General features: G+C 75.6%; 19 protein-coding genes and 1 riboswitch. Of the genes, 7 read left to right on the plus strand and 12 right to left on the minus strand.

The features are described 5' to 3' along the window. Positions 1-9 precede the first annotated feature (9 nt). Complete coding sequence (locus tag AB0F68_RS21915) at positions 10-600, plus strand: redoxin domain-containing protein (protein ID WP_357341393.1); 591 nt, start codon at positions 10-12, stop codon at positions 598-600. Beyond that, positions 597-1,517, plus strand: coding sequence for a cytochrome c biogenesis CcdA family protein (locus tag AB0F68_RS21920; protein WP_357341395.1), 921 nt, complete (start codon positions 597-599; stop codon positions 1,515-1,517). The genes AB0F68_RS21915 and AB0F68_RS21920 overlap by 4 nt, the downstream gene beginning before the upstream one ends. Here the strand turns inward: AB0F68_RS21920 and serS are convergent. The 4 genes from serS to AB0F68_RS21940 all read right to left on the minus strand — a co-directional run bounded on the left by serS (position 1,501) and on the right by AB0F68_RS21940 (position 5,712). Beyond that, entirely contained in the window at positions 1,501-2,787 is a 1,287-nt protein-coding gene (serS, locus tag AB0F68_RS21925; protein ID WP_357341398.1) for a serine--tRNA ligase, read from the minus strand. The two genes, AB0F68_RS21920 and serS, sit on opposite strands and share 17 nt — an antisense overlap. A gap of 93 nt (positions 2,788-2,880) precedes the next feature. Continuing rightward, positions 2,881-3,951, minus strand: a complete 1,071-nt coding sequence (locus tag AB0F68_RS21930; protein ID WP_357341444.1) for a MerR family transcriptional regulator — start codon at positions 3,949-3,951, stop codon at positions 2,881-2,883. Positions 3,952-3,998: 47 nt separating this feature from the next. Further along, positions 3,999-5,174 carry a saccharopine dehydrogenase NADP-binding domain-containing protein gene (locus tag AB0F68_RS21935; protein WP_357341400.1) on the minus strand — a complete coding sequence of 392 codons (1,176 nt, stop codon included), beginning with the start codon at positions 5,172-5,174 and terminating at the stop codon, positions 3,999-4,001. Positions 5,175-5,274: 100 nt separating this feature from the next. Then, positions 5,275-5,712: a hypothetical protein gene (locus AB0F68_RS21940; RefSeq protein ID WP_357341402.1), complete on the minus strand. Its 438-nt coding sequence runs from the start codon at positions 5,710-5,712 to the stop codon at positions 5,275-5,277. A gap of 161 nt (positions 5,713-5,873) precedes the next feature. On the opposite strand from AB0F68_RS21940, the gene AB0F68_RS21945 reads away from it, so the two are divergent. Then, positions 5,874-8,810, plus strand: a complete 2,937-nt coding sequence (locus tag AB0F68_RS21945; RefSeq protein ID WP_357341404.1) for a LuxR C-terminal-related transcriptional regulator — start codon at positions 5,874-5,876, stop codon at positions 8,808-8,810. Positions 8,811-8,817: 7 nt separating this feature from the next. Here AB0F68_RS21945 and AB0F68_RS21950 read toward each other — a convergent pair whose 3' ends face one another. Next, positions 8,818-9,369, minus strand: coding sequence for a DsbA family protein (locus AB0F68_RS21950; protein WP_357341405.1), 552 nt, complete (start codon positions 9,367-9,369; stop codon positions 8,818-8,820). Between the two features lie 149 nt (positions 9,370-9,518). Then, the gene (locus tag AB0F68_RS21955; protein WP_357341406.1) at positions 9,519-10,196 is read right to left on the minus strand and encodes a BON domain-containing protein; all 678 of its coding nucleotides are present in this window, start codon (positions 10,194-10,196) and stop codon (positions 9,519-9,521) included. A gap of 315 nt (positions 10,197-10,511) precedes the next feature. Between AB0F68_RS21955 and AB0F68_RS21960 the strand changes: the two genes are divergently transcribed. Next, positions 10,512-13,223 (plus strand): cellulose binding domain-containing protein, encoded by a 2,712-nt coding sequence (locus AB0F68_RS21960; RefSeq protein WP_357341407.1) that lies wholly within the window; start codon positions 10,512-10,514, stop codon positions 13,221-13,223. Positions 13,224-13,285: 62 nt separating this feature from the next. Here the strand turns inward: AB0F68_RS21960 and AB0F68_RS21965 are convergent, their stop codons facing one another. Beyond that, on the minus strand, positions 13,286-13,690 hold the full coding sequence (locus AB0F68_RS21965) for a hypothetical protein (RefSeq protein WP_357341408.1): 405 nt from the start codon (positions 13,688-13,690) through the stop codon (positions 13,286-13,288). Between the two features lie 435 nt (positions 13,691-14,125). On the opposite strand from AB0F68_RS21965, the gene AB0F68_RS21970 reads away from it, so the two are divergent. Together AB0F68_RS21970 and AB0F68_RS21975 are read left to right on the plus strand one after the other, a co-directional pair. Then, on the plus strand, positions 14,126-14,485 hold the full coding sequence (locus AB0F68_RS21970; RefSeq protein WP_357341409.1) for an STAS domain-containing protein: 360 nt from the start codon (positions 14,126-14,128) through the stop codon (positions 14,483-14,485). A 179-nt stretch (positions 14,486-14,664) separates the two neighbouring features. After that, the gene (locus AB0F68_RS21975; protein ID WP_357341410.1) at positions 14,665-15,117 is read left to right on the plus strand and encodes an SRPBCC family protein; all 453 of its coding nucleotides are present in this window, start codon (positions 14,665-14,667) and stop codon (positions 15,115-15,117) included. 1 nt (position 15,118) lies between these two features. On the opposite strand, the gene AB0F68_RS21980 is transcribed toward AB0F68_RS21975, so the two are convergent. The 5 genes from AB0F68_RS21980 to AB0F68_RS22000 form a co-directional block, all read right to left on the minus strand. Beyond that, a complete protein-coding gene (locus AB0F68_RS21980) occupies positions 15,119-15,631 on the minus strand; it encodes a hypothetical protein (protein WP_357341411.1) in 513 nt (170 codons plus the stop codon). Positions 15,632-15,732: 101 nt separating this feature from the next. Continuing rightward, entirely contained in the window at positions 15,733-16,800 is a 1,068-nt protein-coding gene (locus AB0F68_RS21985; RefSeq protein WP_357341412.1) for a hypothetical protein, read from the minus strand. A gap of 4 nt (positions 16,801-16,804) precedes the next feature. Further along, positions 16,805-16,935, minus strand: a riboswitch (cyclic di-AMP (ydaO/yuaA leader). 143 nt (positions 16,936-17,078) lie between these two features. Continuing rightward, positions 17,079-17,993 carry a cation diffusion facilitator family transporter gene (locus AB0F68_RS21990; protein ID WP_357341413.1) on the minus strand — a complete coding sequence of 305 codons (915 nt, stop codon included), beginning with the start codon at positions 17,991-17,993 and terminating at the stop codon, positions 17,079-17,081. 90 nt (positions 17,994-18,083) lie between these two features. Further along, complete coding sequence (locus AB0F68_RS21995) at positions 18,084-20,198, minus strand: AAA family ATPase (protein WP_357341414.1); 2,115 nt, start codon at positions 20,196-20,198, stop codon at positions 18,084-18,086. Between the two features lie 109 nt (positions 20,199-20,307). Further along, positions 20,308-21,249 (minus strand): alpha/beta hydrolase, encoded by a 942-nt coding sequence (locus AB0F68_RS22000; protein ID WP_357341415.1) that lies wholly within the window; start codon positions 21,247-21,249, stop codon positions 20,308-20,310. Positions 21,250-21,397: 148 nt separating this feature from the next. Here AB0F68_RS22000 and AB0F68_RS22005 point away from each other — a divergent pair, with 148 nt between their 5' ends. Continuing rightward, positions 21,398-22,009, plus strand: coding sequence for a carbonic anhydrase (locus AB0F68_RS22005; RefSeq protein ID WP_357341416.1), 612 nt, complete (start codon positions 21,398-21,400; stop codon positions 22,007-22,009). Positions 22,010-22,059: the final 50 nt, after the last annotated feature.

Genomic DNA, 22,059 nt, shown 5'->3' on the forward strand with positions numbered 1-22,059 from the left:
GAGACGCGGATGCCCCCACGTACCGCCCGCCGGCTGGTCACCGCCGCCGTGCTGGCCGCCACGCTGCCCGGCGCGGTGTCCTGCGCGGTCCGGCCGGAGCGGGCCACCCCGGTCGGCGCGGTGGCCGCCGCGTCGCCCGCCGCCGCCCCGGCCGGGTCCGCGTCGCCGGCCCCGCCGGTGGTCCCGGCCCGCGTGCCGGAGACGCTGTCGTTCACCGCGAAGACCCTCGACGGTACGGCGTTCTCCGCCGCCGCCCTGGCCGGGAAGCCGGTGGTGCTCTGGTTCTGGGCGCCCTGGTGCGCCACCTGCGCCAGCCAGGCGTGGACGGTCGCCGAGATCGCCCCGAAGTACCGGGACGCCGTGCCGATCGTCGGCGTCGCCGGGCTGGGCGAGCAGCGGGCCATGAAGGAGTTCGTCACCGAGTTCGACCTGAGGGGCACCCCGCAGCTCGACGACCGCTCCGGCGCGCTGTGGCGCCGGTTCGAGGTGGTCGAGCAGAGCACCTTCGTGATCGTGGACCGGGACGGCCGGGTGATCCACCAGGGCTTCCTGGACGGGGAGTCGCTGACCCGGCAGGTCGACGCGCTGGCCCGGGGATGACCGGCGGGCTGCTGCTCGCGCTGACCGCCGGCATGCTCGCCGCGGTCAACCCGTGCGGCTTCGCCATGCTGCCCGCGTACCTGTCGTTGCTGGTCGCCGGCCCCGCCGACGGCCGCGGCGCGGTCGGTCGCGCGCTCACCGCCACGGCCGGGCTGACCGTCGGGTACGCGCTGGTCTTCGGCGCCCTCGGGCTGGCCCTGGCGCCGCTGGCGGACTGGCTGCGTCCCCGGCTGCCCTGGCTGACCGTGACCCTCGGCGTGCTGCTGGCGCTGGCGGGCTGCTGGCTGCTCGCCGGCCGGCGGCTGCCCGCCCCGCGCCCGTTCGCCCGGGCGCCCCGGCTCACCCGCACCTGGCCGTCGATGGCCCTGTTCGGGGTGGCGTACGCGCTGACCTCGCTGACCTGCTCCATCGCGCCGTTCCTGGCGATCGTGGTGACCAGCCTGCGGGCCGGTTCGGCGCTGCGCGGGCTGGTGCTCTTCGGCGCGTACGGCATCGGGATGGGTCTGGTGGTCGGGGTGGCCGCGCTCGGCGTGGCGCTGCTGCGCGGCCGGTTGGTGGCCCGGCTGCGTGGCGCCGGCGCGTGGGCGCCCCGGCTGAGCGGTCTGGCGCTGCTGATCGCCGGTGGCTACGTCGCCTGGTACGGCTGGTACGAGGTGCGCCTCGCCCAGGGCCGCCACGACGCCTTCGGCGACCCGGTCGTGCGGGCCGCCGCCCGCGCACAGCAGACCCTGGTCGGCGCCGTGGACACGGCCGGTCCAGCCCTCCTCACGGCTCTGCTGGCCGGGCTACTGCTTCTGGCCCGCCTGCGCCGCCGCCGCGATCTTGCACTCGTGGCCCCGGCAGAAGCCGCAAACCGGACTCCTGGCGGGCCACAAGTGCAAGATCGCGGGGCGGATCCCGTCAGCGGAGCGGGGTGAGGCGGTCGGTGCCCAGCTTGTCGCGGAGGACCTCGGGGACCACGACCGAGCCGTCGGGCTGCTGGAACTGCTCCAGGATGGCCGGGAAGAGCCGGCTGGTGGCCAGCGCCGACCCGTTGAGGGTGTGCACGAACCGGGTCTGCTTGCCGCCCGGCTCGCGGTAGCGGATGGCGGCCCGGCGGGCCTGGTAGTCGCCGCCCCAGGAGACCGACGACACCTCCTTGTACTTGCCGGTGCTCGGCATCCAGACCTCGACGTCGAGGGTCTTCTTCATCGCCGCGCTGGAGTCGCCGGCCGCGAGCAGGCTGGTCTGGAAGTGCAGGCCCAGCTTCTCGACCAGGCCCTCGACGTGGCCGACCATGGCCTCCAGCGCCGCGCCCGCCTGCTCCGGCAGGGTGAACTGGAAGATCTCCACCTTGTTGAACTGGTGGCCGCGCACCGTGCCCCGCTCGTCGGAGTGCGAGCCGGCCGCCTCCCGCCGGTAGCACGGCGTGTAGGCGAACGCCTTCAGCGGCAGCTTCCCGGTCTCCAGGATCTCGTCCTGGAACGCGCCGAGGATCGCCGTCTCGGCGGTGGGCAGCAGGAACTGGCCGCGCGGGGCGGACTGCTTGTCCAGGTGGTAGACGTCCTCGTAGAACTTCGGGAACTGGCCGGCCGCGAAGCCGGCGCTGTCCAGCAGCAGGTGCGGCGGGAGCAGGAACTCGTAGCCGGCCTGGATGTTCTGCTCGATCAGCCAGTTGACCAGCGCCCACTCCAGCCGGGCGCCCAGGCCGGTGTACATCCAGAAGCCGGAGCCGCCGAGCTTCACCCCGCGCTCGTGGTCGACCAGGCCGAGCGCCCTGCTCAGCTCCACGTGGTCGCGGACCTTCTCGACGGCCGGCGGCCCGCCGAAGGTGCGCACCACCCGGTTGGCCTCCTTGCCGCCGGCGATCACGTCGTCGGCGGGCAGGTTGGGCAGCTCGCTCATGGTGCCGCGCAGCCGGGACTGCACCTCGTCCAGCTGGGACTCCAGCTCGGCGAGCTGCTTGCGCTCGGCCTCCGGCGCGACCGGCTCCGGCGTGGCGCCGGACCGCTTCGCCTCCGCGTACGCCCGCGCCTCGGCCTTGCGGCGCTGCCGCTCGGCGTCGATCTCCGTGATCAGGGCGCGGCGTTCCTGGTCGAGCCGCTGGATCTCGTCCAGCGCCCGGTTGACCTCGGCGGGATCCAGACGCTTCGCCAGCGCGGTCGCCACCGCCTCGCGATCCTTCCGGATCAACTCCATGTCGAGCATGCTGCTCCGTACGCCTCCGTCCAGGCAGTCAGGTGGGACCCCCAGATGCTACCGTCGCGACCCGTTCCGCCCGCCCCGCACCCGGACGACCGGTCAGAGGCGGACCGGCATGAGGATGGAGAAGACGTCCTCGTCGTCCGGACGGCGCACGGCCAGCGGGGCGATCGCCCCGTCCAGCTCCAGCACGAGCTGGCCCCGGCCGCCGGCGTCCAGGGCGTCGAGCAGGTACTCCCGGTTCACCCCGACCCGCAGGCCGTCCGGGGTGTCGGGCCCGACCACGCTCAGGCCGCCCCGCCCGTCCAGGCCGAGCACGACCACCTCGTGGTCGACCCCCGCGTACTCGCGGAGCAGCACCGGGGCGCCCTCGGCGGTGACCGCCCGCCGCAGCGCCGCCACGTCGACCGGGATCCGGTGGGCGGGCGCGTCGCCGACCTGCCCGTGCAGCAGCCGGCGATAGTCCGGGAAGTCGTACGGGAGCGCGGCGGCGGTCACCGGCCGGCCGGCCACCGTCACCTCAACCCGGTCCGGGGTCACGGTGAGATACGCCTCCGGGGTGATCCCGGCGCCGGTGTCGAGCAGGGCACGCAGCTCGTCCACCGCGTCCGCCGGGAGCAGCGCGCGCACGGGTGGACCGTCGACCTTCCCGCCCGCGCGGGCCACGGCCAGCCGGTGCCGGTCGGTGGCGACCAGCCGTACGCCGTCCGGCTCGACCTCCAGCAGCACGGCGGAGAGCACCGGCAGTTCCGGGTCGGCGCCGACGGCGAACCGGACGGCGTCGACGGCGGCGGCCAGGTCGGCGCGGGACAGGACCAGTCGGGCGGTCATGGGGGTCTCCTCCGGATCGATCAGGGTGCGGATCCGGGAGAGCTCACGGCGGGCGTCGGCGAGGCCGTCCTCCAGGCGGCGCAGGTGCGCGTCCAGCAGCCGGTGCACGACCGCCGGCCGATGCCGGTGCCGCAGCGCCTCGGCGATCCCGGCCAGCGGCATGCCGACCCGGCGCAGCCCGGCGACGAGCCGGGCCGGGTCGACCTGGTCGTCGGTGTACCAGCGGTAGCCGGTCGCCGGGTCCACCAGCGCCGGCTCCAGCACGCCGGAGCGGTCGTAGAACCGCAGCGCACTCACCGTCAGCCCGCTGGCCCGGGCCAGCTCGCCGATGCTGCGCAGTTCGCTCTCCACGACGCCGGATCCTGGGCCCTCAACCCGGTCGAGGGTCAAGCGCCCAGCACCCGGAACGTGATCCCGGCCCCGACCAGCCGGTCGAGCAGGGCGTCGCCCATGGCGGTCACCGGGGTCACCTGCCCGGCGGTCGCGGGCAGGTCGTCCAGGGCCAGGCAGAGCGCGGACTCGGCGAGCATCTTGGCGGTCTCGTCGTAGCCGGGGTCGCCGCCGGCCACCTCGGTGCGCACGGTCCGGCCGCCGCCGGCGCCGACGAACCGGACCCGGAACCAGGACTTCGCCCGCTGCGCGGCGCTCGGCCCCTGCCCGGAGGAGAGCCGGCCGAGCAGCCAGCGCCGGGTCGGCGGCAGCTTGACCAGCCCGACCACGCCGGCCAGGCCCACCCCGGCGGCCAGCACGGTGGGCAGCCGCTTCACCGCGGCGAAGTGGCGGTAGCGGAAGTCCGGGCCGTACTCCGGGCGCGCCGCCGCCGACCGGCGGACCACCTGCGGGTCGATGGTGGGCAGCGGCACCGCCCACAGCCCGAACTCCTTCACCCGGCCGACCCTGCCGGGCACCGCCCGGACCCGGCGGCCCTCCGGCCGCGGCTCGACCGCCTTACGCGCCTTCGCCGCCCGGCTCATCTCCCCGGTCCGGGAGAACGCGGTCAGCGCCGAGTGGTACGTCCCGGCCGAGAACCGCCCGCCGGCCCGGACGTAACCGTCCACGGTGACCGGCCCGTCCGTGGGCAGCTGCTTGACCGTGAACCACGCGCCCAGGTCGTGCGGAATCGAGTCGAAGCCGCAGGCGTGCACCAGCCGCGCCCCGGTGCGCACCGCCTCGGCGTGGTGCCGCACGTACATGAGGTCGACGAACTCCGGCTCGCCGGTGATGTCCAGGTAGTCGGTGCCGGCGGCGGCGCACGCCGCGACCAGCGGCTCGCCGTGATGGATGTACGGGCCGACGGTGCTGGCGACCACCCGGGCGCTCTCCGCCACAGCGCGCAGCGACGCCGGGTCGGTGACGTCGGCCGTGAGCAGTGGCAGCTCGGCCAGGCCCGGGTCGATCGCGGCCAGCCGGTCCCGCACCCCGGCCAGCTTGCCCGGGTTGCGCCCGGCCAGCGCCCAGCGCAGCCCGCCCGGGGCGTGCCGGGCCAGGTACTCGGCGGTCAGGCCGCCGGTGAACCCGGTGGCGCCGAAGAGGACGAGGTCGTACGGGCGGTCGTCGCGCATCCGCCGAGTGTGCCATCCCCGGCCGTTCGGATCACCGGGCAAGGAGCGGCGGATTCCGGCCGTCGGCCCGCTCGCGGGGACGGCGCGGGGTCGAGCGCCCTCAGCCGGCCGCGCCGGGCAGGTCCAGCCGCGAGCGGTCCGCCCGCAGCACCTCCCCGGTCTCCACCAGCTGCTTCGCCTCCCGCAGCAGCTGGCGCAGGAACCGGCCGGGATCGTCGCCGAGCAGGTGGGCGGCCAGGCCCGGCAGCGTCGCCTCGCCGCCGAGCAGGCGGAGCGCCAGCTCGGTGCCGCGCCCGCCGGGGGCGGGGCGGGCGGCCAGCTCCACCGCGCCGTCGAGCGGGCGCAGCGGTTCCGGCGAGCGCCCGCGCGGCAGCACCTCCTCGGGCCGGCCGGCCACGGTCACCACCTGCCAGCGTCCGGGCCGTGGGCCGGGTGCGGCCCCGGGCGGCCGGCGCCCGTGCCGGCGTACGAGGACCGGTGCCCCGCCCGCCGCCACGAGGGCGAGGCCGGCGGCGACCAGCCGTCCCATCCGTGCCACCTGCCCCTCCCGTTCGTCGGGGGCTTCCGGGCGGCCGGATATCGCCGGCCGCCCGCGTGTCTCCAGCGTGCGGCCGGGGCGGGTGACCCCGGTTCGCCCCGAAGGGGTGAACCCGTCCCGGCCGGGTAACCGCTGCCCGCACCGACCGGGGGAGGGGCCGCATGCCGGAGGAGGCTGACCGCGTCGAGGTCGCCGCGACGCCGACCGACATCAGCGCGGCGACGGACGCCGCCGGCACGCCGGACCTCGCCCCGGGCGGCGCGGGTGCGGCGGTCGGCGGGCCGCCGGGCGGGGGCGGGTCGGCGGGTGGCCTCGGGGTGGTCGGCGCGCCGCTGCTGGCGTCCCGGCTGGCGCCGGCCGCGCTGCCCGAGCCGGTCCTGGTCCGGCCGCGGCTGCTGGAGCGGCTCGACCGGGGCGCCGCCGGGCCGGTGACCCTGGTCCTCGCGCCCGCCGGCTGGGGCAAGACCACGCTGCTCGCCGGCTGGGCCCGGGCCGTGCGGGCCGAGCCGCCGCCGGCCTGGCTGACCGTGGAGGAGGGCGACACCGGGGAGCGGCTCTGGGCCTACCTGGCGGCGGCGCTGCGGGCCGCCGCGGAGGGGGTGCCGGACGAGGGCCCTCAGCCGCCGGTGCCGGACGGCCCGCCCCGGCCGGACCAGCTCGAACTGCTCGCCGCGGCGCTCGCCGCCCGGGAGCGGCCGGTGCTGCTGGTCCTCGACGACCTGCACCGGGCGACCGACCCGGCCGCGCTGGCCGGGCTGGAGTTCCTGCTCCGGCACACCGAGGGGCGGCTGCGGCTGGTGGCCGGAGCGCGGACCGACCCGCCGCTGGCCCTGCACCGGTGGCGGCTGGCCGGCGAGCTGACCGAGGTCGGCCCGGCGGAGCTGGCGTTCACCCCCGACGAGGTGGCCGACCTGCTGGTCGCGCACGGGGTGCCGCTGCCGGCCGCGGCGGTGCCCCGGCTGGCCGACCGGACCGGTGGCTGGCCCGCCGGCCTGCGCTTCGCCGCGCTGGCGCTGCGCGCCCAGGCCGACCCGGCCCGCGCGGTCGACCGGTTCGCCGGCGACCAGCCGGACGTCGCCGGGTACCTGCGTGACGAGGTGCTCGCGCCGCTGGACCCGGCCGCCCGGGACGTGCTCCGCCGCAGCGCGGTGGCCGCCGCGGTCTGCGCCGACCTGGCCGACGCGGTGACCGGGCGGGCCGACGCCGGCCAGGTGCTGGCCGACCTGGCACGGGAGGGCGGCTTCGTCCAGCAGGACGGGGGCAGCCCGCCCTGGTACCGGTGCCATCCGCTCCTGGCCGACCTGCTCCGCGACGAGCTGGACCGGCTCCCCGCCGACGAGCTGGGCGAGCTTCACCGGCGCGCCGCCGGCTGGTACGCGGGCCACGACCGGCCGGCCGAGGCGCTGCGGCACGCGCTGGCCGGGGGCGAGTGGGACAGCGCCACCGAGCTGCTGATCTCCCGCTGGCCCGAGCTGGCGCCGTACGAGCGGGACCGTCCTGCCGCCCCGCCCCCGCCCCAACCGCCGGTCGAGGCGGTGCGCCGGGATCCCGAGCTGGCGCTGGCCGGCGCGGCCGAGCGGGCGTACGCCGGGGACGCCGAGGCGGCCACGGGACAGCTACGGCGGGCCGTCGAGCAGGCCCGCGACCTGCCCGCCCCGCGCCGGGACCGGTTCCGGCGGCTGGCCCTGGCGGTGGAGCTGACCCTGGCCCGGCTCGCCGGGGACCACGACGAGGTACGCCGGGCGGCCGAGCGGCTGCTCGCCACCGCCGCCCCGGCCGGCCCGAATGACGATCCGCGCGCCGGGGCGGCGGAGGACGCCGACGTGCGGGCGGTCGCAGGCACCGCGCTCGGGCTGGTGGCGCTGGCCGAGGGGGAGCTGTCCGCGGCCGGCGCCCACTTCACCGAGGCGCTGGCGGCGGCACGCCGGGCGGGCCGGCCCCGCACCGAGCTGGTCTGTGCCAGCCGGTCGGCGCTGCTGGACGCGGCGCACGGCGCGCTGCGGGCCGCCGAACGCACCGCCCGGGAGGCGCTGGCCATGTCGCCCTGCGAGGGCTGGTCCTCGCGGCTGGACTGCGGGTACGCGTACCTCGCGCTCGCCCTGGTGGCCTGGGACCGGGACGAGCCGGCGGAGGCCGCGGCGAACCTGACTCTGGCCGGGCCGGCCACCGCGGAGCCGGGCGGGGCGGCGCTGGCCGCGCTCTGCCGGGCCGGGCTGCTGGCTGCCGGCGGAGAGCCCGCCGCGGCGCTGCGCGCGCTGGCGGCGGCCCGGGAGGCGGCACCCGGCCCGGAGCTGGTTGCCCGGCTGGTCGCCGACGAGGCCCAGCTGCGTGCCGCCGTCGGCGACCTGGAGAGCGCCCGCGCCCTGCTCGTCGACGCGGGGGCCGGCGCGCCGGACGCCAGGACCACCGCGTCGGACCTGCCGCCCCGCCCGGTCGGCCCGCCGACGGCCGGCGCGGGGCCGGCCGACCGGGAGCCGGGCGGGGCGCGGGAGGCCGGGACCGGCCCGGCGGCCGCCCTGGACGTGGCCCTGGCCCGGGTGCGGCTGCGGGCCGGCGACCCGCGCGCAGCCGGGCGGGCGCTGCCCGACTGGACCGGGCCGGACGCGGATGCCTGGCCGCTGCCGGTCCGGCTCGCCGCCGGGCTGCTCGACGCGGCGCTGACCGGCGCGGCCGGTGACGACCGCCGGGCCGGGCGGATCCTGGAGCAGGTGCTGGACCTGGCCGAACCGGAGGGCTACCGGCGGGTCTTCACCCGCGCCGAGCCGGGGGTGCGCGACCTGCTCGCCGTGCACCTGGACTCCGGCACCGCCCACTGGCCGATGGTGAGCGACCTGGTCCGCGGGGCCGACGAGCGGCGGGCCGACGAGCCGCCGGAGCGCCCGGCCGGCCCGGAGCGGACGCTGGACGAGCCGCTCACCGAGCGGGAGCTGACCATCCTGCGCTACCTGCAGAGCATCCTGTCCAACGTGGAGATCGCCAGCGAGCTGTCGCTGTCGGTCAACACGGTGAAGACCCACGTGCGCAACATCTACCGCAAGCTCGACGCGACCCGCCGGCGGGAAGCCGTCCGGCGGGCGCGCGAGCTGCGGCTGATCTGACGGCGGCCTAGGCGGTCGCCGCGGCGTCCACGACGGCCAGCAGCTCCGCCAGGTCGTAGCCGCCGTCGTGGCGCACCTCGTTGACGAAGAGCGTCGGGGTCCCGTTGACCCCGCTGCGAATACCGCCGACGAAGTCCCGCCGGACCCGGTCGGCGTGGGCCTGCCCCGCCACCTCCGCGCCGACCTCCTCGGGCGGCAGCCCGAGCTGTTCGACGCCGAGCGACAGGTGCACCGGGTCGAGCTGGTCCTGGTGCTCGTAGAGCCAGTCGTGCATCTCCCAGAACCGCCCCCGCCGGCCGGCCGCCTCGGCGGCCTCCGCCGCGCTCTCCGCGTAGGGGTGGACGTTGACGATGGGGAAGTGCCGGTAGACCAGCCGGACGGTGTCGGCGCGCTGGCGCAGCACCTCGGCCAGGTTGCGGTACGCGGCCCCGCAGAACCGGCACTGGAAGTCGCCGTACTCCACAAGGGTGACCGGCGCGTCGGCCGGCCCGCGGGCGTGGTCCGTCGCGGTCACCGGAAGACTCAGCCGGGCGGTGGTGACCTGCAGTTGCGTGGTCATCAGGCCACCACCCGCCCATCGGGCGTGGCCGGCAGGGCGAACCCGGGCGCGGGGCGCCCGGGGGTGATCAGCCAGTTCGGATCACTCATGGTTCCCACCCTCGCCCGCGGCGGGGTGAGCCGGGATCACCCGGCCCGGGTGGTCCGGTTTCACCGCCCCACGGTCACGTGGTTGTGCACCTCCCGGATGCCGGGCGCGCTCCACACCACCCGCTCGATCTCCTCGCGCTCGCCGGCCGAGTGGACCAGCCCCTCCAGCAGCACGGTGTCGCCGTGCACCCGGACGCTGATCCCCTCCGCCTCGGTGGCGCGGTTGCGGGCCAGCGCGTCCACGATCCGCTCGGCCAGGTCGCGCCCGTCGGCCCGGGCGCTGGGCCGCACGGTGATGCCGTTGCTCACCCCGCGTACGCCCTTGAGCCGGGCGACCGAGCGCTCGGCGGCGCGGCGCTGGTACTCCCACTCCACCTCGCCGTGCAGGGTGACCCAGCCGTCGGCGACGGTCACGTTGAGGGCCTCGATCGGCACGAACGCGTCCCACTCCAGGGCGCGGCTCGCCGCGGTGGCGATCTCCGGGTCGCTCTTCTCGGCCGAGGTGGCGATCCGGACGGCGAGGTCGTTGGCGACCGCCCGGACCCGGGGCACCCGGTGGGCGGCGCGTTCGGCGGCCCACTTCTTGGCGTAGCTGTCCACCCCGCCGGTCAGCGTCACCACCCCCTCGGTGACGGTCACCCCGATCTCGTTGGGGCGTACCCGGGGTTCCCAGGTCAGCTCGTCCAGGACGGCCGACTGGATCTCCTGGTCGGTACGGGTGGTCGTCGCGGTGGCCATGCTGGCCTCCCCTCCCGGGATCGGTTCGCGGTCCGCCGGGCTCCGCGGCCGGCACGGAGTCCCGCAACTCCGATCCTGTGCGTGTCCCGGGTGACCTGTCCTCACCCGATCCGGGTGGACGACGTTCTTGGGAGCGCTTCCAAAGCGCGCAGACAACGGTTAAGGTGAATGTCCCTCGGCTGTGGGAGCCAAGCACGCCGACGGGAGCCCTGGGCAGCTCCCCGAGATCCCCCGACGTCGTCAGGGCGCGGTCGTCCGCCGACCGCCACCGCGTCGCTCCCGTTCCACCACCCCGGCAACCGAGAGGAACCGCCCATGCGCAGAAGTCTCGCCGGTGTGGCCGCCGCCGCGCTGGCCGCCACCGCGGCGGCCGTCGTGCAGCTCGCCGCCGCACCCGCCACCCCGGCCGCCGCCGCGGCGGCCGAGCCGTACGGCTGGAAGAACGTCCGGATCGACGGCGGCGGCTTCGTCCCCGGCATCATCTTCAACCAGACCGAGAAGAACCTGGTCTACGCCCGCACCGACATCGGCGGGGCGTACCGCTGGGAGCAGTCGACCCAGTCCTGGACGCCGCTGCTGGACTGGGTCGGCGCCGACAGGTGGGGCTGGAACGGCGTGGTCAGCCTCGCCACCGACCCGGTGCAGACCAACCGGGTGTACGCCGCGGTCGGCATGTACACCAACGACTGGGACCCGAACAACGGGGCGATCCTGCGCTCCACCGACAAGGGCGCCACCTGGCAGGCCACCGCGCTGCCGTTCAAGAACGGCGGCAACATGCCCGGCCGCGGCATGGGAGAGCGCCTCGCCGTGGACCCGAACCGGAACAGCATCGTCTACTACGGGGCCGAGGGCGGCAACGGCCTGTGGCGCAGCACCGACTACGGCGCCACCTGGGCCCGGGTGGCCAGCTTCCCGAACGTCGGCAACTACCGGGCCGACCCGAACGACAGCTCCGGCTACCAGAGCCAGAACCAGGGCCTGACCTGGGTCAGCTTCGACAAGAGCACGGGTACGGCCGGCACCGCCACGAAGACCGTCTACGTGGGCGTGGCCGACAAGCAGAATCCGGTCTACCGGAGCACCGACGGCGGCGCCACCTGGGAGCGGATCCCCGGCCAGCCCACCGGCTACCTTGCCCACAAGGGCGTGGTCGACCCCGTCGGCGGCTACCTCTACATCGCCACCAGCGACACCGGCGGCCCGTACGACGGTGGCAAGGGCGACGTGTGGAAGTTCAACCGGGCCACCGGCGCCTGGACGCAGATCAGCCCGGTCCCGTCGTCCAGCGCCGACGCCTACTTCGGCTACTCCGGGCTGACCATCGACCTGCAGCACCCGAACACCCTGATGGTCGCCACCCAGGTCTCCTGGTGGCCGGACGCCATCTTCTGGCGCAGCACCGACGGCGGCGCCACCTGGACCCGGATCTGGGACTTCGCCGGCTATCCCAACCGCGCGAAGAAGTACACGATGGACATCTCCGCGGTGCCCTGGCTGACCTTCGGCACCAACCCGTCCCCGCCGGAGGAGAGCCCGAAACTGGGCTGGATGAACGAGTCGCTGGAGATCGACCCGTTCGACAGCAACCGGATGATGTACGGCACCGGCGCCACCGTCTACGGCACCACCGACCTGACGAAGTGGGACACCGGCGGCCAGGTCACCATCCGGCCGATGGTCAAGGGGCTGGAGGAGACGGCGGTGCTCGACCTGGTCAGCCCGCCCTCGGGCGCGCCGCTGGTCAGCGCGCTCGGTGACATCGGCGGCTTCCGCCACACGGACCTGGCAGCGGTGCCGCCGATGATCTTCACCCAGCCGGTCTTCACGAGCACCACCAGCCTCGACTACGCCGAGACCAAGCCGGCGGTACTGGTGCGGGCCGGCAACTTCACCGACGCGGACCGCCCCAACGACAGCCACGTCGCGTTCTCCATCGACGGCGGCGCGAACTGGTTCCAGGGCACCGAGCCGTCCGGGATCAACAGCGGCGGCACGGTGGCCGCGTCCGCCGACGGCAGCCAGTTCGTCTGGGCGCCGGGCGACCCGGGTCAGCCGGTGGTCCGCTCGGTCGGCTTCGGGACCTCGTGGACCGCCGCGACCGGCATCCCTGCCAACGCGGTCGTCGAGTCCGACCGGGTCGACCCGAACCGGTTCTACGGCGTCAGCGGCGGGCGGTTCTACCTCAGCACCAACGGCGGCGCCAGCTTCACCGCCACCGCGGCGACCGGGCTGCCCAGCACCGGGGTCAAGTTCAAGGCCGTGCCCGGCCGGGAGGGCGACCTGTGGCTGGCCGGCGAGGGCGGGCTGTGGCACTCGACCGACTCCGGCGCGAGCTTCACGAAGCTCGCCGGCGTCACCTCGGCCGTCAACGTGGGCTTCGGCAGGGCCGCCCCCGGGCAGACCTACCCCGCGCTGTTCACCGTGGGCACCATCGACGGCACGCACGGCGTGTACCGCTCGGACAACGCCGGCGCGGCCTGGGTGCGGATCAACGACGACCAGCACCAGTACGGCAACGCGGGCGAGGCGCTCACCGGGGACCCGCGGGTCTACGGCCGGGTCTACCTGGGCACCAACGGCCGGGGCGTCCTGGTCGCGGACCGGCTCGGCGGCACGCCCGGCCCGACGCCCACCTCGGCGAGCCCGACGCCCACGTCGCCCAGCCCGTCGCCGACGTCCCCGAGCCCGTCGCCCACCTCGCCCAGCCCGTCGCCGACCGGCGGCGGCTGCGCGGCCACCTACGCGGTGACGAACTCGTGGCCGGGCGGCTTCCAGGGCGAGGTGACGGTGCGCAACTCCGGCACCGCCCCGATCGCCGGGTGGACCGTCGCCTGGACCTTCCCGGACGGCCAGAAGATCACCCAGCTCTGGAACGGGTCGTACACGCAGACCGGGTCGGCCGTGACGGTCCGGGACGCCGGCTGGAACGGCAACCTCGGCGTCGGTGGGGTCACCACCGTGGGCTTCACCGGCACCTACCCGGGCGCCAACCGCGCGTCGACGCTCTCCTGCACCGCCCACTGACGACTCCGCACACACCACGGTGGCCGTCCCCGACGTCGGGGACGGCCACCGTGGTGTCCGGCTCAGCCGTCCAGGCCGGCGGGGGAGTTGGGGCGGTCGACGTCGACGAACTCGATCTCGTCGACGTCCCGCTCCCGGCTGCCGGCGGCCCGCGCGGCGGTGCCGGCGGCCCAGCCGATCGCCGCGCCAGCCAGCGCCGCGGCGATCAGCAGCGTCCAGGGCAGCGCCGGCCGGCGGCCGGCTAGCGCGTCGAAGGCGAGGCTGGCCCGGCGGCGGGCCTCCTCGGCGGCGGACCCGACCAGGTCGGTCGCGTCGTCGGCGAGGCCGGAGGAGTTGCGGCGGGCCGAGCGGGCGGCGTCCCGCACGCTGTCACCGGCGGAGCCGACGGTGGAGAGCAGGTGCTGCCACGCCTGGTCGGCGACCCGCTCGGGCTTGCTGCGGCGGTCCAGCAGAGTGGATCCGAACATCGTGTTACCTCCTCGGGGGGCCGAAGTCCGGCGGCCAGTTCGGACTTCGGGTCATCCGGCGCGTGACGGTTCGCTCACCGGGGCCAGTGCCCCGGCCGGACCCGGCGCAAACACCCCGGACCGCGCGGGTCGCGGCCGAGCAGGGCGCTCACCGGACGAACCACCCGAACGCGCCGGGGCGGGTGCCACCCGGGCATGCGCCGGCCCGCTACCCTGGGTCGGCGGATCGGGCGGCCTCGTGACCGGTCGACCGACCGGTTGGGACCCGCGCCGCGGGGAAAAAGGGAGACCGAAGGTCCGGATTGGGATGCCCAGGTGTGCCCAGTCCGCGAATTGCTCATCCCGAGGGGTGGCGACCGAGGCCGTCGGAGGAATACTCTCGGTCGCGGCCCGCGTACTGATGAGGCGCCCAGATGGGCGAGTGGAGGTGCTCGCGTGAGCCTGTCGATCGTGAAGTCGGTGCTGTCGGGTGGTGTGGTCCAGATCGCCCCGCGTGGGGAGATCGACGTCGACACCGCGTACGAGGTGCGGGAAGCGATTGCCGAGGTGCTCGCCAAGGGCCGCCCCTCCCGGATCGAGCTCAACATGCGGCTCGTCACCTTCATCGACTCGGTCGGCATCAGCGCCATGGTCGCCGGCTTCCAGACCTGCGAGGTCAGCGGCGTCAAGCTGGTGGTCACCGAGCCGAGCCGGTTCGTGCACCGCCAGCTCTGGGTGACCGGCCTGCTCGGCCTCTTCGGCGCGCCCGAGCCCTGGTTCGCCGACAGCACCCCCGAGGTGCTCCCGGGCGCCTGAGCGTCCGCTGTTGATCGACTCCAGCTCGCCGCCCTGACGGCGCCGGGGCCGCGCGTGCTCCGCCGGCTCGCCGGTCCGGTGCGGCGCGCCCGGCACGCGGCCTGGGACTTCCGACCCGTTGCCAGCCCGGCTCCGGTACGGGACGATCGTGCGGACCCACGACGGCGAGGGGGTACCGCTTGCTCAGCAGCGACAGCTTCAGCTACACCGTGCAGGCCCGGTGCACCCGGGCGGACGCGGTGGCCCTGCTCGGCGACCTGAGCCGGCAGGGCGAGCTGCATCCGCTGATCGTCCGGGTCCGGCAACTGCCGCCCCGGCCGGGCGCGCTGGCCAGTTACGCGATCACCGACCGGCTCGCGCTCGGCCCGCTGCACTTCCCGGTCACCTACCAGGCCGACGTGCTGATCGCCAACGAGGACGAGGTGGTCACCGTGGCCCGGCAGCAGCCGGCCACCACGGTGCGCAACCACACCCGGCTGCGCGACGAGCCCGACGGGGTGGTGCGGATCGACGTGGAGATCACCCTCTCCGCCCCGGCGCCGCTGTTCGGCTACGCCTTCCGGCAGGCCCGGGCGGCCCACCTCGGGCTGGCCAGCCGGCTCGGCGCCACCCTGGAGGGGTCGGCGGCCTGACTCAGCCGGCGCGTCCGGCGGGCACCGGTCGCCGGGCCGCCGGTCGGGCCGGCCGCAGCCGCCCCCACGGCTTGTACGTGGACAGCACCGTGACGACGAGCAGCAGCGTGCTGGAGACGGTCGGCGCGACCACCAGGTCGACGCGCAGATGGGCGTCGGCCGCCCCGGCCAGCTCACCGAGGTGCCGGACCCGCGGGGTGAGCAGGAGCAGCACGAGCGTGAGCACCACCGTGGTGACGGCGAACTTCACCAGCACCCAGCGCCAGCGCAGCAGTCCCCACGGGGTGAGCAGCGCACTGGCCAGCCCGAACAGCCAGACCACCACGCTCAGCGGGGCGAACAGCCAGGTGACCAGGAGCGCGGCCGCCGGATAGACCACGTCGGGGTCGGCCCCGCGCAGCCCGGCCACGCCGAGGCTGAGCAGCACCAGGTCGGCGCCGAGCCAGCCCAGCGAGGTGACCAGGTGCAGGGTGAGCAGGGCCTTGCGTCCGGCGGGGGAGAGTCGTCTACTCATGCCCCCGATGCTCGGCCGCCGCGGGCGCCGCGTCGTGGGCCGCCCGGCGACACCCGGGGTACGCCGTGGGGCGTAGGCCGGGTGTCGCCGGGGCGGAGCGGTCAGTACACCGACAGGTGCACGTGGTTGGTGTGGTCGCTGGACGGGTCGCCGTTGCCGCCGCTGTACGCCTTCCAGCCGCTGCTGGGCAGCCAGATCTGCTTGTACCAGATCACGTAGAGCACGGCGAGCGCGTCGGCGTTGCGGATGAAGTAGGCGGCCAGGTTGTTGCCGTAGGTCTTGTCGCCGCCGGTGGCCACGCCGCCGAAGCCGTCCTTCTGCGCGGCGAAGTCGCAGGCCCGCCCCTTCGGGTGCTCGCCCGAGCCGCTGGGCCGGTGGCAGGAGACGTACCGGGTGAAGCCGGCCGCCTTGGCCTGCTGGAGCGCGTGCAGCGTACGCGGGGTGATGCAGCCGTCGGCCGGCGTCGGGTCGTTGACGCTGCACGACTCCGGCGGCCAGGAGCCGTCGGCGTTGCGCGGGGCCGGCTTGGCGTTCGCCGACGAGGTGCCCTGGACGCTGCCGCCGCCGCTGCTTGACGCCCGCTTGTTCGCCACCTCCAGGGCGCGCTCGGCCTGCTGCTTGCGCTTGGCCATCACCGCGACCTGCTTGCGCTGCTCCTGGATCTCGCCGGTGAGCGCATCCTGGGTGCGGGTGGCCTCGTCCCGGGTCTCGATCAGGTCGCGCAGGGCCCGGTCCTCGTGCGCGGCCACCTGCTCCAGCGCCGCGGCGCGGTCCATGAAGCCCTGCGGGCTGCTGCTGTCGAGCAGCGCCGCGGCCGTGCCCATCCGCCCGGCCCGGTACGCCACCCCGGCGATCTCGCCGACCTTGGCGTCCCGGACGGTCAACTCGGCGTTGACCGTCTTGAGCTGGGCGGTGAGTTGCTGCTGCCGGGTGACCGAGCGGTTCAGCGCGGTCCGCGCCTCCAGCCAGCCCTTGCTGGCCGCGTCGAGTTGGGCGCGCAGCGCCGGCGTGCCGCCCTCGTCGTCGCCGGGTGCGGCGGCGAGCAGACCGGTCGGGGGAGCCGCCGAGGCGGGGGAGACCGGCGCGGTCACGACGCCGAGGGCGAGCGTCGCGACGAGCAGGGCCGCCAACCGGGCGACCGTCCGTCGTACAGGTGCCACTGGGGGCATTCACGTGTCCTTCCGTCAACCGCCGACCGGGTTAGCTGACGGGTTCGGGACGGAAGATCCCTACCGCTGACGCGGATGCACCCCACGAACGTGGTTCCCCGGCTCGCCCTGCGGGCGATTAGGCGACGGCCACCGCAGGCGCCGGTGGGCGCCGCCCGGCGGAGGCCGCGACCGAGCCTACCGGCGCTGGCCCGGGACGGCTCCGCTGGTGGGAGCACGTGCCCCGGTCAAAACCGGCATAAGTGTACAATAGCCACTTGAATTTAAGATTGTCCTAATTACCACTCGACCGCGCCGCAGGCCCCGGGCGACGCTCCGGGTTCGATCTGCAACGTGGCGTGGTCGATCGAGAAGTCCTCGTGCAGCGCGGCCCGGGCGGCGGCCAGCACCTCGCCGACCTCGGCGCCCGGGGCCATGGTGAGGTGCGCCGAGGCCACCTCCATGCCCGAGGTGAGCGTCCAGACGTGCAGGTCGTGCACCTCGGCGACGCCGGGCACCGCGGCCAGCCGGTCGTGCACCGCGGTCACCTGGAGGTGTTCCGGGGCGGCCTGCACCAGGATGCGGACCGCGGCCCGGCCGAGCCGCCAGGTGCGGGGCAGGATGAACAGCCCGATCGCCACGGCGACCAGCGGGTCGGCCCACCACCAGTCGGTGACCGCGATGACCACGGCGGCGCCGATCACCCCGAGCGAGCCGAGCAGGTCGCCCAGCACCTCCAGGTACGCCCCGCGCAGGTTGATGCTCTCCTCCGCGCCGGGGCGCAGCAGCGCGAACGCGGCGATGTTGGCGAGCAGGCCGAGCACCGCCACGGCGAGCATCGGCCCGGCGAGCACCTCCGGCGGCTCGCCGAACCGGCGTACCGCCTCGACCAGGACGTAGACGGCCACGGCGCCGAGCAGCACCGCGTTGGCCAGCGCGGCCAGCACCTCGAGGCGGTAGAGCCCGAAGGTGCGCTGCGGGTCGGTGTCCGCGTGCCGGGTGGCGGTGATCGCGGCGAGGGCCATGCCGATGCCGAGGACGTCGGTGAACATGTGGCCGGCGTCGGAGAGCAGGGCCAGCGAGCCGGTGGCGAACGCGGCCACCGCCTCGACCACCATCAGGGCGGTGAGCAGCGCGAAGGCGCCCCAGAGTCGACCCCGGTGGCGGTGCGCGGCGTTGACCACCGCGCCGCTGTGGTCATGACCTGCGCCCACGCCCACACCCTCTCGTCCGTCGCACCGGCCGGGCTCAATCTATGCTCACATCGCTATATGTGCAAGTGAACGCCGCGGCTGGAGCCGTCGTCAGCCGACCGGGTCGAGCGTGGTCAGGCGCTGGGTGGCCCGGGAGAGCGCCACGTAGAGGGTGCGGACGCCCGACCCGGGATCGGCCCGGATCTCGCTCGGTGCGACCAGCACCACCCCGTCGTACTCCATCCCCTTGGCCTGGAGGCTGGTCACCACCTGGAGCCGGCCACCGAGGTCGCCCAGCCAGCCGGCCACCTCGTCGCGGCGTGGCACCGGCGTGATCACGCCCACCGTGCCCTCGACCTCGGCCAGCAGCGTGCGGGCCGCCGCCGCGGTGGCGGCCGGCAGTTCGACGGCGGGCACGGTCAGCTCGACCGGCGCCACGCCGGTGGAGCGGACCGCGGTGGGCAGCGCGAGATCCGGGTGGACGCGGTGGATCTCCGCGGCCGCCACCGCGAAGATCTCCGCCGAGTTGCGGTAGTTGGTGGTCAGCTCGTAGCGGTACCGGCGGCGCCGGCCCAGCGCCTGGTCCCGGGCCCGGGCGAGCTCCTGCGGGTCGCCGGTCCAGGCCGTCTGCGCCGGGTCGCCCACCACCGTCCAGGAGGCCAGCCGGCCGCGCCGGCCGATCATCCGCCACTGCATCGGCGAGACGTCCTGCGACTCGTCGACCACCACGTGGGCGTAGTCGCGGTAGTCCTCCGGACGCTCCCGGGCCGCGGCCCGGGCGGCGCGCTGCCGGTCGGCGAGCGTGCTCAACTCGCGGACGCCGCCGGCCAGCTGGAACGGGTCCCGCTTCGGCTTCGCCCGCTGCACCGGCCGGCCGAGCAGCGCGTCCAGCTCGTCCGCCAGCGCCACGTCGGCGATGGTCAGCCCCTCGGCGTCCAGGCTCCGGTACGCGCCGGTCAGCAGCCGGATCTCCGCGCCGGAGAGGACGCCGCCGGCGTACCGGCGCAGCCGCTCCGGACGGGCCAGCCAGGCCAGCACGTGACGCGGGTGCAGCCGGGGCCACCAGGCCTTGAGGAAGTCGCGGAACTCCGGCCGCTCGATGATCTCGTCCTCGAACGCGGGCTGCTCCGGCAGCCGGCCGATCCGCAGCGCGCGGGCCTGCGCCCAGAGCGCGGCGAGGACCGCGTCGAAGGCGGCCCGGCGCACCTCGTTGCGGCGCGCGCCGCGGGACAGCGTCCGATCCCGGATCGCGTCCAGCTCGGCGCGCTCCAGCCGGAGCAGCTCGCCCCGGTAGAGCAGGCGCAGCTCGGCGGGGGAGTCGGGCACCGCGTCCCGGACCGCGCGCTCCAGCACCCGGCGCATCCGCAGCGACCCCTTGACCGCCGCCACCTCGGGCGGATCGGTGCGGGTCACGGACAGGCCGGGGAAGAGCGAGCCGAGCGAGTGCAGGGTGGCCGTCTCCTCGCCGAGCGAGGGGAGCACCGAGGCGATGTACTGGACGAACACGCTCGACGGGCCGACCACCAGGATGCCGCCGCCGGCGTACCGGGCGCGGTCGGAGTAGAGCAGGTACGCGGCCCGGTGCAGCGCCACCGCGGTCTTGCCGGTGCCCGGGCCGCCGGAGACGATCGTGACGCTGTTGCCGGGGGAGCGGATCGCCTCGTCCTGCTCACGCTGGATGGTGGCCACGATGTCCCGCATGCCCCGGCCGGTGGCCCGGGACAGGGTGGCCAGCAGTGCGCCGTCGCCGACCACCGCCATCTCCGGCGGCGCCGACTCCGGGTCCAGCAGGTCGTCCTCGATCCGGGTGACCTGCTCCGCCGACGACTGGATCGTGCGCCGCCGCACCACGCCGCGCGGCTCGGCCGGGGTGGCCTGGTAGAACGCGGCGGCGGCCGGCGCGCGCCAGTCCACCACGAGGGTCTCGGCGTTCTCCCCGCGCACGCCGAGCCGCCCCACGTGCAGCACCTGCCCGGTGCGCAGGTCCAGCCGGCCGAAGACCAGCCCCTCGTGCTCCGCGTCCAGCACGTGCCGGCGCTGCGCCGCGTGGAAGACCATCGCGTCCCGCTCGACCAGCGCGCCGAAGTTGCCGACCCGGGCCAACCGGTAGCCCTCCCGCTCGGCGTCGGCGGCCGACCGACGCAGTTCGGCCAGCCGGGCGTACACCCGGTCGAGATGCCGCTGTTCGACGGCGATCTCCCGTTCCAGGGTGGTCTGGTCGCTCAATGCGGGGGCTCCTGTGGTCAGACGGCGGGCTGAATGAGGGTACGGGCCGCCCGCCCCGCCATTGTCGGGGCCATGCCGCTGCCGCCTGCCCGCCGGTGCGGGTTGCCCGTTATCCGGGCGTTCCCACCCGCTCCCCGGACGTTCCCGCGTCCCGCCCCGTGAGCACCTGGTGCAGCACCCCGGCCACGGCGGTGTTCACCTCGTCGGGGCGCTCCATCATCAGCATGTGGCCGGCGCCCGGGCAGACGGTCAGTTCGGTGGTGGGCAGCGCCGCGGCGATCGACTCGGCGCAGGGCGGCGGGGTGAGCCGGTCCCGGTCGCCGACCAGCGCGGCGGCCGGCAGCCGGCCCAGGGCCGCGAGGGTGTCCAGCCGGTGCTGGGCCCCGATCGAGGCGCGGAACCCGCCGATCGAGCGCAGCGAGGCGTGCGCCACCGCCGAGGTGACCAGCCGGATGTCGGCCGGTTCGCAGCGGTCGCCGAAGAGCATCCAGCGGATGCTCGGGCGCAGCGCGCGCAGCAGCGCGTGCGGCGGGCGCCAGGCGCCGCAGCGGGCCAGCACCCCGGCCCCGGTGGTCTCGGCGAGCCGGATCAGCCGGGCGATCCGGGGGGAGAGCCCGTAGGCGGTGTGGGTGTGGCCCTCGGCGGTGGTCGAGACGAAGACCAGGCCGGCGGTGCGGGCGGCGAAGTGGTCGGGGTGGCGGTGGGCGTACTCCATCACGGTCATCCCGCCCATCGAGTGCCCCACCAGCACGATCTTTCCGGACGGGACGATCTGGTCGACCACCGCGGCCAGGTCGTCGCCGAGCTGGGCCACGGTGGCCGTGCGCAGCGCCATGCAGCTCGACCGGCCGTGCCCGCGGGCGTCGTAGGTCACCACCCGGACCCGGTCGCCGAAGCGGGCGCGCAGGTCGGCGAGCTGGCGGTGCCAGCTGCGCCCGTCCAGCGTCCAGCCGTGCAGCAGGATCACGGTGACCTCGGCGTCGACCGGCCCGGTCGTCGCCACGTGTAGGCGTACGCCGTCAGGAAGCCGCACCTCCAGGTGCTGGGGCATGGGTCCACCTCCCCCGGGCCGACCGGTGTCTGCACCGGAGTGACCCGGCGGTGACACCGGCGTACCCGTCATGACAGCACGGCAACCGGGGTGGTGAGAAGATTCGCAACCGGCTTCGCGACGTCGGGTCGGTGGCCAGGCTGTAGGCATGCCGCCCGCCCCCGCCGCCCGGAAGCCCCGGGCCGCCCTGGCCGAGCTGCTCGCCGGCAACCGCCGCTTCGTCAGCGGGCAGCCGGTGCACGGCCACGACGTCACGGCCGCCGCGGCGGTGGCCTCCGGCGATCAGCAGCCGTACGCGGTGGTGCTGGGCTGCATCGACTCGCGGGTGCCGCTGGAGGCGATCTTCGACCAGACGTTCGGCTCGATCTGCGTGATTCGTACCGGCGCGCACGTGCTCGACCGGGCGGTCTGCGGCTCCATCGAGTACGTGGTGGGGCAGCTCGGCGTGCGGCTGGTGATGGTGCTCGGGCACGAGCGCTGCGGCGCGGTGGGCTCGGCGGTCGAGGCCCTGCGCACCGGGCGGCGGCCGGGCGGCGCGCTGGGCTACGTGGTGGACCGGATCGCTCCGGCGGTGTACGAGGTCGGCGCGGACGATCCGGACGCCCACCGGCTCGCCATCCGCCGGCACGTCCGGCGCACGGTCGGCACCCTGCGCGCCGACGACCTGCTGGCCCGCCCGGTGGCGGCCGGGGAGGTCGCCGTGGTCGGCGCCCTCTACGACCTGGCCACCGGCGAGGTGGCGCTGCTGCCGGAGGACTGAGAAACGCAGAACCGCCCGCCGGGGTGACCCGGCGGGCGGTTCGTGGTGTC

The organism is Micromonospora sp. NPDC023966 (assembly GCF_040639095.1).
Lineage (GTDB): Bacteria > Actinomycetota > Actinomycetes > Mycobacteriales > Micromonosporaceae > Micromonospora.

Coding starts and splice junctions, on each gene's coding strand:
- AB0F68_RS21980 (WP_357341411.1), bottom strand. CDS start 15,631: ATGAGTAGACGACTCTCCCCCGCCGGACGCAAGGCCCTGCTCACCCTG.
- AB0F68_RS21945 (WP_357341404.1), top strand. CDS start 5,874: ATGCCGGAGGAGGCTGACCGCGTCGAGGTCGCCGCGACGCCGACCGAC.
- AB0F68_RS22005 (WP_357341416.1), top strand. CDS start 21,398: ATGCCGCCCGCCCCCGCCGCCCGGAAGCCCCGGGCCGCCCTGGCCGAG.
- AB0F68_RS21960 (WP_357341407.1), top strand. CDS start 10,512: ATGCGCAGAAGTCTCGCCGGTGTGGCCGCCGCCGCGCTGGCCGCCACC.
- AB0F68_RS22000 (WP_357341415.1), bottom strand. CDS start 21,249: ATGCCCCAGCACCTGGAGGTGCGGCTTCCTGACGGCGTACGCCTACAC.
- AB0F68_RS21915 (WP_357341393.1), top strand. CDS start 10: ATGCCCCCACGTACCGCCCGCCGGCTGGTCACCGCCGCCGTGCTGGCC.
- AB0F68_RS21950 (WP_357341405.1), bottom strand. CDS start 9,369: ATGACCACGCAACTGCAGGTCACCACCGCCCGGCTGAGTCTTCCGGTG.
- AB0F68_RS21920 (WP_357341395.1), top strand. CDS start 597: ATGACCGGCGGGCTGCTGCTCGCGCTGACCGCCGGCATGCTCGCCGCG.
- AB0F68_RS21955 (WP_357341406.1), bottom strand. CDS start 10,196: ATGGCCACCGCGACGACCACCCGTACCGACCAGGAGATCCAGTCGGCC.
- AB0F68_RS21985 (WP_357341412.1), bottom strand. CDS start 16,800: ATGCCCCCAGTGGCACCTGTACGACGGACGGTCGCCCGGTTGGCGGCC.
- AB0F68_RS21935 (WP_357341400.1), bottom strand. CDS start 5,174: ATGCGCGACGACCGCCCGTACGACCTCGTCCTCTTCGGCGCCACCGGG.
- serS (WP_357341398.1), bottom strand. CDS start 2,787: ATGCTCGACATGGAGTTGATCCGGAAGGATCGCGAGGCGGTGGCGACC.
- AB0F68_RS21965 (WP_357341408.1), bottom strand. CDS start 13,690: ATGTTCGGATCCACTCTGCTGGACCGCCGCAGCAAGCCCGAGCGGGTC.